This window comes from Apibacter sp. (genome assembly GCF_025291155.1).
Classification (GTDB): Bacteria; Bacteroidota; Bacteroidia; order Flavobacteriales; family Weeksellaceae; genus Apibacter.
On sequence record NZ_JAMBJZ010000017.1, the window covers coordinates 15,978 to 29,159 of the forward strand.

Sequence of the window (13,182 nt, forward strand, 5' to 3'; positions counted from 1 at the left end):
GATATGTAAGGATTTCTTCATCCTTTAGAAAATTATTTCATCTCAAATCCGACTCTATACATTTTAGGCCATAATTTTCCTGTAATTAAGAATGTATTTCCTTCCATATAAGCAATGCCATTCAAAACAGCCTCTTCATTGGATTTATTTTGTTTAACTAATTCTGAAAAATCGGCTTTTGCTATTACAGTTCCATTTTCCGGGTCAATGATAAGGATTATGGGCTGATCGAAAACATTTGCAAAGATATATCCGTCAGCATATTCCAATTCATTGATCCTGGAATAAACATTTTCATATCCGATACCGTAATCCTTTTTTGAAGATTAAAATTTTTATCGTAAAATTTTAATTCTGAAGAACCGTCTGATACTAATATTTTATCTCCTATAGTAGTTGCTCCCCAGCCTTCAAATAAGGTGCCGGGATAGGTAAATTCTTTCTCTAATTTAAAATCAGATTCATTAAAAATGAGGCCTTTTTTTTCTCTCCAAGTTAGCAAATATAATTTCTTATCTAGAAGTGCAAATCCTTCTGCAAAATATTTAGGATCAATTTTAACACTTTGTGTATAAGAGGTTGACCCTAGCTTATATTTTACTAGTAATGATTTCCCATAAAGCCCGGAACTTTCAGTAATCCATCCGTCTTTATAAGTGAATCCTTGCGTAAATAATTCAGGATTATGAGGATATTCTTGAAAAATTTTATAGGTTATATCTTTCTCTTTTTCTTTTGGAAATACTGTAAAAGTAGCATCTATCTCTTTTTTATATTTTCCATTATAGTTTACAGTCAATACGAGATAATTACTCCCTAATTTAGCATTGGATTCATCCAGGATAATATTTTTCTTATCGTATATTTTGTCGTTTAATTTAATACTATACGAATCAATTATACCGTCTTTAGTATTAAAATCCAATGGAAGCTTATCTCCTATGTGTAACGGTTTATCATCTAATTTTTCAAAATTGGTACTGATACTTATATTTTCAGGGTCTTTACACCCTATTATACTTATAACGACCAGCATGCATAGTAATAGTTTTGATATTAGATTTTTCATTTTATTTTGCTTTTGAAGTATAAATCCTATTTTTAGCAGTCACTAATATGTAAATACCTGCAGCTATAAAAGGTACACTCAACCATTGACCTGTGTTTAAGCCTAACCAATTAATATACTCTTTTCCTTGAGGTTCTTTAAAAAACTCTACTAGAAACCTTATGCCAAACAGTACAATTAGAAAGTATCCAAATATCCAACCAGAATATCTCTTTTTATCTGTTTTTAAATATATATACATTAGAGAAATAAATAATAGTAAATATCCTAAAGCTTCATATAGTTGAGAAGGATGACGTGGTACTAGGCTTCCGTATTCATCAGTATCTTGTTGAATAAATAAAACCGCCCAAGGTAAAGAAGAGGGCTTTCCAATAATTTCTGAATTAAAAAAATTACCGAATCGTATAAACATTCCTCCTATTGATACAGGAATTACAATTCTATCCAATATCCAATAAAGGGATCGTTTCAAATATTTTCTTGTAAATAAATATAAGGAAATTAGTATCCCTATGGCTGCTCCATGGCTCGCTAACCCGGAATAGCCAGTAAATTCGAAATAAGGTTTTGTACGTATGGGTAAAAATACGGCTAATGGATCTTGTATAAATAATTGCTTCTGATAAAACAGCACATGCCCTAATCTTGCCCCTATGATTACTGCCAAAAACATATAAATAAATAAAGGATCTAATAACTTTCTATCTTCCTTATCTTTCTTAAAAATAAAATCCATAAGATAAAAACCTAATCCAAACGCTATAACATACATCAAACTGTAAAATCTCAATGTAAAACTACCTATGGATATTCCCAAACTTGGATCCCATGTAATATATAAAAGCTGATTCATCTATTATCACTTAATTTTTCTAGGTACCGGATCATAACCCTTTCCTCCCCAAGGATGACATCGCAGAATACGCTTACTTCCCAACCAAAACCCATAGAATAATCCGTGAGTTTTTAATGCTTCCAGCATATAGGCAGAACAAGTGGGAGTAAACCTACAATTATTTCCCATCCAAGGAGATATAGCAACCTGATAGAAGCGTATTAATACGACTATCGGGAATATAGTTATTTTCCTTATCATTATATCAATTTCCCTACAAAGATACAGTTTTCCTTAAGATGACATTCTGCATTAATAAATATTTAACTAGCTAAAGCTAATTTATCGACATTAATATTATCTATTATAAGATTATTATCCTAGATAATGAGTTCCTATTTATATAGGTTATATTTCTTATTTTTGCGTCAAATTTAAGTTTAGCAATGACAGTAAGTGGAAAGATAGAATTGATGTGTCCGGCAGGAAATTTTGAATCATTACAAGCGGCATTGGATAACGGCGCTGATTCCATTTATTTTGGAGTCGAACAGTTAAATATGCGCGCGCGTTCCTCTGTTAATTTCACATTGGATGATCTGAATGAGATTACCAGAAGATGTTCTCCCAAAGGTGTGAGAACCTATCTTACGTTGAACACTATTATTTACGATCATGATTTATCGATTATAAAAACTGTTTTGGATCGGGCAAAATCTGCTTCTATAACAGCAGTTATTGCTATGGACCAAGCAGTTATAGCTTATGCAAGACAAATTGGAATGGAAGTTCATATTTCTACCCAAATTAACATTACCAATATTGAAACTGTAAAATTTTATTCTTTATTTGCCGACACTATGGTGTTAAGTCGAGAATTAAGTTTGAGCCAAGTAAAAAAAATTACTTCACAAATCAATAAAGAACAAATTAAGGGACCAAATGGCAAATTAGTCGAAATAGAAATTTTCGGACATGGAGCTTTATGCATGGCTGTATCAGGTAAATGTTATTTAAGTTTACACTCTCATAATTCATCTGCAAATCGAGGCGCGTGCAAACAAAATTGCAGAAAAAAATATACGGTTATTGATCAGGAATCAGGGTTTGAAATTGAAATTGATAATGAATATATGATGTCTCCTAAAGATTTATGCACTATTGATTTTCTTGATCAGGTTATTGATTCAGGTGTAAAAGTGCTTAAAATTGAGGGAAGAGGGCGTGCTCCGGAATATGTTGCTACTGTAACCAAATGTTATCGAGAAGCTATTGATGCTATTTCTAATGGAACTTTTTGCAAAGGTGCTGTTTCATTATGGATAAAAAAGCTGGAAACTGTTTACAATCGTGGATTCTGGAGTGGCTATTATTTAGGTCAAAAGCTTGGCGAATGGTCTGACAATCCGGGTTCGAATGCAACTCAAAAGAAGATATACATTGGAAAAGGAAGGCATTTTTATCCAAAAACTAAAATTGGTGAATTTGAAATTGAAGCATATAATCTTAGTGTAGGAGATAAAATATTAATTCAGGGTCCCACCACCGGTTCTCAGGAAGCTGAGGTTATTTCAATGATGGTTGATGATATACCGGCTCAAGAAGCGAAAAAAGGAGATATTCTTACGTTACCGATAAGTTTTAAAATTCGTCCATCCGACAAATTATATAAAGTTGTTAAGGTATAAATTGATAAAATTATCTGGTTTTGGTTTGTTAAATTTATCAATAAAGTCATCTACATTATAAGTTAAATAATAATTGGTGAAAAAGATGAAATTGCGTATATGCGTATGATTATAGAGTAATAAAATGCAGTTGAGTTAGAGAATAAACTGATTTTAGCTTAGATTTTTTCTTAATATATGGTAATTATAACACTTCAAAGAGATAAATGTATTGGATGCAATTATTGTTCGGAATTTGATCCAGAAAATTTTCGTATGTCCAAAAAAGACGGAAAGTCCGTTTTGTTGAGATCTCAAGAAAAAAAAGGCTTCTACACATTAAAGAATCCTGATGATAACTGTTTTGATGTAGCCGATAAAGCAGCTAAAGCTTGTCCAGTAAAAATTATTTCCGTGAAAAAAATTTAAGGGTTACTTAGTTATGCTAAAAAAAGAAGCTCGTAAAAAATTTTTACAGTTAAGAACTTTACTTTCAGATCAAAAAGTTATTGCCTTGTCAAAAGACATTTGCATACAATGGAAAAATTCTTTATTGTCTCAATTTGATTCTTATCATATTTTCTTATCAATTCTTGAGAAAAAAGAAGTAGATACCTCAATAATAATCAAACATTTGTGGGATAATAAAAATAAAGTGTATTGTTCGAAGGTTGATGGAAATGCTCTTTTACATTATGAACTTTCTCCTGAAACTATCTTAAAAAAAAATACATGGGGTATTCCTGAACCTTCTAACCAAAGTAATCTATTTATTAAAAATATAGAATGTATTTTTATTCCTTTGCTAGCCTACGATTTTTTAGGCAATCGTGTGGGATATGGTAAAGGATACTATGATTCTTTTCTACAAAAATATTCTTCATCAATTAAGGTTGGACTTTCTTTCTTTGATCCGATTGATAGTATTGATGATTATGCAAATTGGGATGTACCTTTAGACTATATCATTACACCTACCTATTCATCAAGCTTCCCAATTGAGGTAAAATAAAATTTAAATTCCGACTTAAATTTCTCAGGATTTTTCTTTAAAATGTAATTTGCTTTATCCTTTTGGGTAGAAAAGTGCTTTTTCTTATTATTATAGTAATGAACCTTATAATAGATTACTCCAACCGAATCATTTAAGATTGTTGTATCTTCCAATTGTTTTTTCTCTAATTCAATTTTTATATATTTAACTTGTAGTGAGTCTAGATATTTAACAATCTTACTTACATAAACAGTGTCTTTTTTAGGAAAATATCCACGTAATTGTGATATGATAAGGGTATCAATTTCTTTATTTGATTTATTTTCTGTTGCTAAAATAGCTAAATCGTATACTTCTTGTAATTTTTGTTCTGTTATGTGCGAAATAACCGCTAAGGAATCCAACTTTTCAGAGGCGTAATAAACCTTATTATTATATTCTTTTATTTTAACGGGATCTTTTTCTCCTTCGTAATATTTGTCATTATTACAAGCTACAAAACCTTTTATCTGAAATATTATAATAATTAGAATTATATGCTTATTTATCATTTTTTTGGATTTTGAATTTTATTAAATCAATTTTTTTGTTTTTATTTATCTGACTATTTATAAGAACATAGTTTTTTAGTGAAGTAGTAGGTGTTGTCATAAAATCAATATATTTTTTCTTATCAAGCACTTCTACTCCAAATAATTCATTATCATAAACTTGATATATAAGTGCATCATCCGCAATCAATTTATTTAATTCCTCCTTTCTCTGTTTTATAAATTGTGATTTTTTGCTTTCATCCGAATTATTCTCGGCCGTAGAATAATAATATAGCATAATTGCATAATCATCCGGCCGTAATTTGAAATTTCTATTATTTTCATCTCCTTTATCTCGAATTTCTTTTAACCCTACCACAAAAGACTCTTTTTTATACATAGGAGAACTAATAGTCATTTTAAGTGTATCTCTTGAGGACCTATAGGTAAAACATCCATTGGAAACAGTGTAATATTCAGGAGACACACCATTTTTTTGTATAACAACTTCTAACTTGGATTTGATCAATGAACCTCTATCTGCATCATAAAAACAAAATTCAAAGGTGTTTATGTGCTCATAATATTTATCAACACCAATAATTACAAGCAATGTACTAAGTAAGCCTAATACTATATAAATAATTTTTTTGAAATTAGCTAATTGCTCTTGCTTATTCGTAACCTTTACTTTCTCATATTCGTCTATTCCTTTATTGCTAAGTTCTCTATCTTCTAAATAAATGTCTTGAGAATCCAAACTGTGGAAGTCTTTTTCCTTATTAGATAAATTGACATTAAAAATTTCTTCTTTTTCATTAAGATTATATTTCTCCAAAAATTCTGTCCAACCTCTTTTATACCCACAATATTGAGCTAAGAGATTAAGCATATCAATTCTTGGTAATTTTTCAAAAGAAGACTTAAAGTAGGTATAAAACCACTTTTCACTAACATTTCCTTTAACTCTTTGCCGAAGATGTTCTTGAAAATATATAATATCTAATCCTTTCCATTTTGAAATATCAGGGTTCAAGGTAGGAAAATCTTCTAAAAAGGTTTTAGTAACCTCTTTTTTCAATTGCTCAAAGAATATTTTTTCCTGTCCCGCCATTTGTAAAATAAATACAACTTACTGATTCTTAATATACATTTTTTGTAAAACTATTTTTAAAGTTTTACAAAAATATTACAAGCATTTGAATCTTGCAACAAAGTTTAACTGATCTATATTTGTCTTCTAAATTAAAATTATATTTAATTAAAAAAGCTTACAAAATGAAAAAACTAATTTTAAACATTGCAGCTATAACTGTAATCGCTACAACTTCATTCGTTGCATGTAATGACACAAAAAAAGGTAACGATGCTGCTTCTACAACTGATTCTACTGCAACTACTCCTGTAGTTGATGAATCTACTACTCCAGATGCTGCACCTGCTACTCCTGATTCAGCTAAAGTTGATGCTTCTAATCCTGCTGATGCTAAACCTGCTGATGCTAAACCTGCTGATACTAAAGTTGATGCTCCTGCTCCTAAAGCTGATGAAGCTAAAAAAGCAAAATAAAATTTGTTTAAAATTAAACAAAATCGACAAAAGGTTACAATATTTTTGTAGCCTTTTTTCTGAAATTTAAAAAATATTACAATTTTTCAGAAAACTAATTTAAAACCTTACGTGATGAGAAAAATATTTTTAAAATTTACTGCCATCACAATTATAACAAGTTCATTGGTAGCTTGTGATAACAAGCACAACAATAAAATCGAAAAACCTACTCAGCCTATGGTCGGATTAAATGCACAAGGACAAGAAGAAATTGCGCCGGCATCTCCCATAGATAGTTCAAAAACCCTTAAAAACGAAAATAATCCTCAAGTACAAGGGATGAATGCCCAGCCTCAACAAGAAATAGCCCCTAGTACAACAGGAAATAAGTAAAAATCAAAAACATTTTAAAAATTTATAGTTATGAAAAAAACAATTTTTAACATCACTACTGTCGCTGCTATTGTATCTATTTCATTCATTGCCTGTCAAAAGAAACAGGTTAAACACGCAGATTCAAATGCTGCTGTTACAGCTGATTCCATTGCAAATGATACAACTACATTAGGAGAAAAAATTGGAAAATTTACAGATTCTGCTACAGCTCATATTAAAGAAACAGCTCATGATGCTAAAGAAAGTTTAGAAAATACAGCAAATCATTTAAAAGAAGAAGTTAAAGATCAAAACAATAGCATCAAAGAAAACGCAGAAAATGCTAAAGAGGGTGTAAAAAACGCTGCTGAAGATTCTAAAAATGATATTAAAAATGCTACAAAAAAATAGCTTTTACATATTAAATTTTATAGAAAAGGCGCTGAAATTCAGCGCCTTTTCTATTATAATTATTTTTCTTTCATTTTACACAGATTCATAGGATTTATCCCCGTAATCTTTTCCAATTTTTTGTGATGCTTCAAAAGAAGTAATCATATTTGTTAACATATCACTTGCTGCGCTAGGATTATTAGGTAGTAATATCAAATTGGATCGTGAACTGGCGCCTATTGAACTTAAAGTATCATAATGTTGTGTTACGACAATAAGGGAGGATGCCTCCTGAGAATTTATGTTTACTCCATTTAAAACCTTTACCGATTCTTCTAACCCTCGGGCTATCTCTCTCCTTTGATCTGCGATACCTTTCCCTTGCAGTTGCTTACTTTCTGCCTCAGCTTTTGCCTTAGCTACTATCTTAATACGTTCTGCTTCTGCTTCATATTCGGCAGCAACTTTTTCTCTCTCGGCAGAATTGATACGATTCATAGCTTGTTTTACCTGCTCATCAGGGTCAATATCTGTTACTAAAGCTTTTACAATGCTGTGTCCATAACTCTGCATGGCTTCTTGCAGTTCGCTCTTTACTGCAACAGCTATATCGTCTTTTCTTTCAAATACATCATCTAAACGTAATTTGGGAACCTCTGCACGAACCACATCAAAAACATAAGATGTAATTTGCTCATATGGATTTTGTAATTTATAAAATGCATCGTATACAGCGGTCTGAACTACTTGATATTGAACAGATACTTTAAGGTGAACAAAAACATTATCTTTTGTTTTTGTTTCGATCATAACATCCAATTGCTGTATTTTTAAATTTACTTTTCCGGCAATTTTGTCTATTAACGGGAGTTTAAAATTAATTCCCGCGTTGCGATAAGAATTGAACTTCCCAAATCTCTCTATTATTACAGACGTTTGTTGTTTTACTACGAAGATAGAACTTGCTAACACACACAAAATAATAAATAATAATGATAAAAATATAACCATGTCTAATTAATTTTAGCCTTTATTCCAACAAATATATAAATTTTTTATAATGTATGCGGTTTCTGCCCCATTAGCATTAGATAAGACTTTAAAAAATCATCTATATTACCATTCATAACTGAATCCACATCAGAGGTTTCGGTCCCTGTACGAACATCTTTAATTAATCGATAAGGCTGCATTACATAATTTCTTATTTGACTGCCCCATTCAATCTTCATTTTGCCCGCCTCAATTTCGTCACGTTTTGCATTTCTTTTTTCTAATTCAATTTCAAACAAGCGTGATTTTAATAATTGCAATGCTTTTTCTTTATTTTGAAGCTGCGATCGACTTTCAGTATTTTCTATAATTATTTCTCTTTCTTCTGTCGTTTCTTCGTCTTTATATTTATAGCGTAGCCTTACACCTGTCTCTACCTTATTTACATTTTGACCTCCGGCACCACTAGATCTAAATGTATCCCAAGAAAGTGTAGCTTGGTTAATTTGTATCTCAATTGATTCATCAACTAAGGGATATACATATACAGAGGCAAAAGAGGTATGTCTTTTTGCATTTGAATCAAATGGAGAAATTCTAACCAATCGATGAACTCCATTTTCTCCCTTTAAGTATCCAAATGCGTAATCTCCTTCTATCTCTAACGTTACTGTTTTCACTCCTGCGACATCACCGGCTTGATAGTTAAGTTCTCTTATTTTAAAATTATGTTTTTCCGCCCACATTATATACATACGCATTAACATACTGGCCCAATCACAACTTTCTGTACCTCCGGCACCTGCTGTAATTTGTATTACTGCATTTAAATCATCTCCTTCAGAAGACAACATATTTTTAAATTCAATATCCTCAAGTAAAGATATCACGGATTGATAATGAGAATTTATTTCTCCTTCCGAAACATCTCCGGTCTTAAAAAAATCGTATAAAACTGTTAAATCTTCAGTCTGCGTTTTAATCTCCTGATATTCTTCAACCCATTTTTTCTTAGCCCTTAATTGTTTCAAAATTTTTTCCGCTTCTTTTGGATCTTCCCAAAATGACGGATCAGCAGATTTTTCTTCTTCATTCTCTATTTCTACTTGCTTTTTTTCAATTTCCAAATATTCATACAAATCTTTTAATCTTGCCTGAATTTCTTTTAGGTTTTCTTGAGTAATCATAAGTACTACAAAAATACAATGTAAAATGCAATAATAATAATTAAAATACAGCACCCAATAATACTATTATAAAAGGTTTTTCGTCCTTTAAAAGTTAATATTTTAAAAAGATTTTAAAATTATCTTGTACATGCTTATTTTTCAAACGTTTTTAAATCATTACACAATATGTTATGAAATATTAAAATTTATTAAAAGTTGATAAAATTTTGTTTGTAAATTTACTCCCGTTTTAGATATTGTTCATGATAGATAACTCGATGCTCTAATTCAAATATAAGGATAAAAAGGATAATCTAGATTTTTTTATCTGAAAACACCTTAAAGCAACTCATGTTTAGATATGGGAATATCTGAAAATAATTTAAATGAAATAATTTCACTTTTAACATAATGAATTTTAAAATATAATTCAGTCTATCCATCTTTTTGTTAAAAAGTTTTCATTTCTAATTATAATTTAATTTCTTTTTTGAGAAAGAATATACAATACAAATTGAATATCCAGTTATTTTAAGAAATAACGAAAGATAATTGGCATATTTGAAATATAAATGATATAATATATACTATGAAATTTTTAAGTAATTTTTTAAAAGATTATCATCTTCAATTAATAGCGACTATTATTGTAGCTATGGCAATTTATTTTCTAAAACTTATTATAAATAAAATTATATTAAAATATGGCAACCATTCCCATATTAAAGAGTTGAGGACAAGAGTTGTTATAAAATATTCCAATATATTAATTAATATTTTGGGCTTTATTTTATTAATAACTATATGGGGAGTTACTCCAGAATGGATATTTGCCACTTTTGCCTCATTTTTTGCTATTGTGGGAGTAGCATTTTTTGCCCAATGGTCATTATTAAGTAATGTAACTGCCGGATTTATCATATATTTTACAGTTCCTTTCCGAATTGGGGATACTATAAGGATTATAGATAAAGATAATCCGATTGTTGCAGTTGTGGAAGACATTAAAGCTTTCTATGTTGTTCTAAGAACCGAGGAAGGATATCCCATAACTTTTCCAAATAATTTAATTTTACAAAAAGCTATTTCAACAATTAAGACTTATGATGAAACTTTTTAAAATCTATATATAAAAAACTATTTATTCCATTTAATTTTATTCATCTATTTCAACTCAGATAATTTATGCACAAAATTTTGTTAATTCAGGCTTTCAAGAATTAAGAATTGGTAACATTTAAGCCATATTATTAACAGACGGATATCTTTACATATCTTCAGTACAACCCTCAATTGCTCTGAATATTAAAACAGAAGAGGTAAATAAAATAATAGTAAACAACTATTTATCAACAAACTTGAATTGGCTATAAATGTTTATTAATTAAAAAGAATAATCATTTAATTTTGTTTGATACGGGGACTGGAGATATTAATGGTAAGGGAAGAAAATTATTTGATGTTCTATTCCGAGTCAGTATTAAACCTGAACCAATTACGGATATTGTAATTACCCATGGCCATCTTGATTATATTAGAGGATTAGTAAGAGGTAACAAACCTACTTTTTCCAACGCAGTTGTTTATTTGAAAAAAGAACATGAATTTTAGATGAGAAAAAACAAGATTTTTCCAAATCTAAGGGCGCAAGAAGTAAAACTGAATTAAATGGAATGATTAAAGATATATTAAATTAATTAAACCTAAAGTTAAATTCATCAAGGATAAAGAAACTTTTTTAGATTATATTACCTTTACTCTAGCTCTAGGACAAACGCCAGGACATATTATCCCTACCATTCATTGAAAAGACGAATCATTTAGTTGATATAGTGGTTTAATCCACTATAGAGCATCATTATTTCATCATCCTGAATGGGGAACGTGTTTTGACTGGATTTTTGATATGGATGTTAAAAACCCGTATCTCCTTACTTACTAATTTAAGTGAAAATTAAAGTCTTATTTTTGGTTACCTTCTACCCTATCCGGAAATTGGCTATGTTCGGAAAATAGACACAAATGGCTTTCAATGGTTTCCCTATTCTTTTTTATCACATTTCAATAAAATAACATAAAAATAAGGCTATCATCTTTAGGTAGCCTTTTATTTATATTTTTTATTTGTTTAATGCTTGGGTAACCTCTGCTGCAGCTTCTTCTAATGTAATAGCCGATACAACTTTTAATCCACTATCGTCAATCATTTTTTTGGCTATTTCCGCATTAGTTCCTTGCAGTCTAACAATTATCGGAACCTTTATAAAATCACTCATATTTTTATATGCATCTAAGATACCTTGAGCCACTCTATCGCAACGAACAATCCCTCCAAAAATATTTACAAGTATTGCTTGAACTCTATCATCTGCCAAAATAATTCTAAATGCTTTTTCAACTCTTTCAGCATCTGCCGTACCTCCTACATCCAAAAAGTTGGCCGGATCTCCTCCGGATAATTTTATTATATCCATAGTTGCCATTGCCAAACCTGCTCCATTAACCATACACCCCACATTTCCTTCTAATTTTACAAAATTTAATCCCGCTTCTCCTGCCTCTACCTCAGTAGGGTCTTCTTCTCGAATATCTCTTAGTTTCAAAAAATCCGAATGTCTGAAAAGAGAATTATTATCAATAGTTACTTTTGCATCTACCGCTGCAATTTGATTATCCGAAGTCTTTAATACCGGATTTATTTCAAATAAAGTTGCATCACTTGACAAGTAAGCTTTGTAAAGCGCAATCACAAACTTAACCATATTTTTAAACGCTTCTCCCGATAATCCTAAATTAAAGGCAATTCTTCTTGCTTGAAAATTTTGTAGGCCTACAGCCGGATCTATTTCTTCTGTAAAAATAAGTGAGGGTGTTTTTTCTGCCACAGTTTCAATATCCATCCCACCTTCTGTAGAATAAACAATAATATTTTTGGCTTTAACTCTATCTAGTAAGATAGACATATAAAATTCTTCAGTTTCAGCTTCGCCGGGATAATACATATCTTCTGCAATAAGCACTTGATGAACTTTTTTACCCTTTTTGGATGTTTGCGGGGTAATTAAATTCATCCCTATTATTTCTGATGCTTTTTCTCTAACCTCTTCTAAGGATTTAGCTAATTTTACGCCCCCTCCTTTTCCTCTTCCTCCGGCATGAATCTGTGCTTTAACAACCCACCAATTAGTTCCTGTTTTATGATTCATCTCTTGTGCTGCTTCTACGGCTTTTTCGGGTGTGGTCGCAACTATTCCTCTTTGGACTCTCACTCCAAACGATGAAAGTATTTCTTTTCCTTGATATTCATGTAAATTCATGGCTTATTTTCTTTCGGGTTACAATACGTTCCAATTACTGCGATAATGACAAATATACTGATTTTTTTGTTTGAGATTCTTAAATTAATTCAGGTATGGAAAATTTTAAAATATCTCCTGTAAATAATAAGTCTTTAGTGAAATCATTATCTGATCTATTTTTTCTATAATTAAACAATTTTATCTAAAAAAGTTTTAAAATAAAGAAAAAAACGCTCCCTTGATATTAGGAAACGCTTTTTTCATTGAAATCAAATTTATTATTTTTTTATAAATCTATATT

The 13,182-nt window shown here is 30.3% G+C and carries 17 protein-coding genes; 8 read left to right on the forward strand and 9 right to left on the reverse strand.

The features are described from left to right. Positions 1 to 32: 32 nt before the first annotated feature. From M3Z80_RS03220 to yidD, 4 genes are read right to left on the reverse strand one after another with little or no spacing between them, the layout of a single operon-like run. Positions 33 to 269, reverse strand: coding sequence for a glutaminyl-peptide cyclotransferase (locus M3Z80_RS03220; protein WP_293917525.1), 237 nt, complete (start codon positions 267 to 269; stop codon positions 33 to 35). Beyond that, positions 218 to 1,069: a glutaminyl-peptide cyclotransferase gene (locus M3Z80_RS03225; protein ID WP_293917528.1), complete on the reverse strand. Its 852-nt coding sequence runs from the start codon at positions 1,067 to 1,069 to the stop codon at positions 218 to 220. Before M3Z80_RS03225 ends, M3Z80_RS03220 begins: the two co-directional genes overlap by 52 nt. 1 nt (position 1,070) lies before the next feature. Further along, positions 1,071 to 1,925 carry a prolipoprotein diacylglyceryl transferase gene (lgt, locus tag M3Z80_RS03230; protein ID WP_293917530.1) on the reverse strand — a complete coding sequence of 285 codons (855 nt, stop codon included), beginning with the start codon at positions 1,923 to 1,925 and terminating at the stop codon, positions 1,071 to 1,073. A 6-nt stretch (positions 1,926 to 1,931) separates the two neighbouring features. After that, positions 1,932 to 2,168 (reverse strand): membrane protein insertion efficiency factor YidD, encoded by a 237-nt coding sequence (gene yidD / locus M3Z80_RS03235; protein ID WP_293917531.1) that lies wholly within the window; start codon positions 2,166 to 2,168, stop codon positions 1,932 to 1,934. A 185-nt stretch (positions 2,169 to 2,353) separates the two neighbouring features. Here yidD and M3Z80_RS03240 point away from each other — a divergent pair, with 185 nt between their 5' ends. The 3 genes from M3Z80_RS03240 to M3Z80_RS03250 all read left to right on the forward strand — a co-directional run bounded on the left by M3Z80_RS03240 (position 2,354) and on the right by M3Z80_RS03250 (position 4,586). Beyond that, positions 2,354 to 3,595, forward strand: coding sequence for a U32 family peptidase (locus tag M3Z80_RS03240; protein ID WP_293917534.1), 1,242 nt, complete (start codon positions 2,354 to 2,356; stop codon positions 3,593 to 3,595). 177 nt (positions 3,596 to 3,772) lie between these two features. Next, positions 3,773 to 4,003, forward strand: a complete 231-nt coding sequence (locus tag M3Z80_RS03245) for a ferredoxin (protein ID WP_293917535.1) — start codon at positions 3,773 to 3,775, stop codon at positions 4,001 to 4,003. Between the two features lie 13 nt (positions 4,004 to 4,016). Then, complete coding sequence (locus M3Z80_RS03250) at positions 4,017 to 4,586, forward strand: 5-formyltetrahydrofolate cyclo-ligase (protein ID WP_293917538.1); 570 nt, start codon at positions 4,017 to 4,019, stop codon at positions 4,584 to 4,586. Here M3Z80_RS03250 and M3Z80_RS03255 read toward each other — a convergent pair. Next, a complete protein-coding gene (locus tag M3Z80_RS03255; protein WP_293917540.1) occupies positions 4,553 to 5,119 on the reverse strand; it encodes a hypothetical protein in 567 nt (188 codons plus the stop codon). The two genes, M3Z80_RS03250 and M3Z80_RS03255, sit on opposite strands and share 34 nt — an antisense overlap. After that, positions 5,109 to 6,215, reverse strand: coding sequence for a hypothetical protein (locus M3Z80_RS03260; protein WP_293917542.1), 1,107 nt, complete (start codon positions 6,213 to 6,215; stop codon positions 5,109 to 5,111). Before M3Z80_RS03260 ends, M3Z80_RS03255 begins: the two co-directional genes overlap by 11 nt. Positions 6,216 to 6,379: 164 nt before the next feature. Between M3Z80_RS03260 and M3Z80_RS03265 the strand changes: the two genes are divergently transcribed. The 3 genes from M3Z80_RS03265 to M3Z80_RS03275 all read left to right on the forward strand — a co-directional run bounded on the left by M3Z80_RS03265 (position 6,380) and on the right by M3Z80_RS03275 (position 7,438). Beyond that, complete coding sequence (locus M3Z80_RS03265; protein ID WP_293917545.1) at positions 6,380 to 6,670, forward strand: hypothetical protein; 291 nt, start codon at positions 6,380 to 6,382, stop codon at positions 6,668 to 6,670. A gap of 114 nt (positions 6,671 to 6,784) precedes the next feature. Then, positions 6,785 to 7,045: a hypothetical protein gene (locus M3Z80_RS03270; protein ID WP_293917547.1), complete on the forward strand. Its 261-nt coding sequence runs from the start codon at positions 6,785 to 6,787 to the stop codon at positions 7,043 to 7,045. 30 nt (positions 7,046 to 7,075) lie between these two features. Then, a complete protein-coding gene (locus M3Z80_RS03275) occupies positions 7,076 to 7,438 on the forward strand; it encodes a hypothetical protein (protein WP_293917549.1) in 363 nt (120 codons plus the stop codon). A 75-nt stretch (positions 7,439 to 7,513) separates the two neighbouring features. On the opposite strand, the gene M3Z80_RS03280 is transcribed toward M3Z80_RS03275, so the two are convergent. Together M3Z80_RS03280 and prfB are read right to left on the reverse strand one after the other, a co-directional pair. After that, the gene (locus M3Z80_RS03280) at positions 7,514 to 8,431 is read right to left on the reverse strand and encodes an SPFH domain-containing protein (protein ID WP_293917551.1); all 918 of its coding nucleotides are present in this window, start codon (positions 8,429 to 8,431) and stop codon (positions 7,514 to 7,516) included. 44 nt (positions 8,432 to 8,475) lie between these two features. Next, entirely contained in the window at positions 8,476 to 9,600 is a 1,125-nt protein-coding gene (gene prfB, locus M3Z80_RS03285; RefSeq protein ID WP_293917553.1) for a peptide chain release factor 2, read from the reverse strand. A gap of 571 nt (positions 9,601 to 10,171) precedes the next feature. Here prfB and M3Z80_RS03290 point away from each other — a divergent pair. Then, positions 10,172 to 10,702, forward strand: coding sequence for a mechanosensitive ion channel family protein (locus M3Z80_RS03290; protein WP_293917555.1), 531 nt, complete (start codon positions 10,172 to 10,174; stop codon positions 10,700 to 10,702). 263 nt (positions 10,703 to 10,965) lie between these two features. Beyond that, positions 10,966 to 11,193 (forward strand): MBL fold metallo-hydrolase, encoded by a 228-nt coding sequence (locus M3Z80_RS03295; RefSeq protein WP_293917559.1) that lies wholly within the window; start codon positions 10,966 to 10,968, stop codon positions 11,191 to 11,193. 509 nt (positions 11,194 to 11,702) lie between these two features. On the opposite strand, the gene sucC is transcribed toward M3Z80_RS03295, so the two are convergent. Continuing rightward, positions 11,703 to 12,899, reverse strand: a complete 1,197-nt coding sequence (gene sucC / locus M3Z80_RS03300; RefSeq protein ID WP_293917557.1) for an ADP-forming succinate--CoA ligase subunit beta — start codon at positions 12,897 to 12,899, stop codon at positions 11,703 to 11,705. Positions 12,900 to 13,182 lie beyond the last annotated feature (283 nt).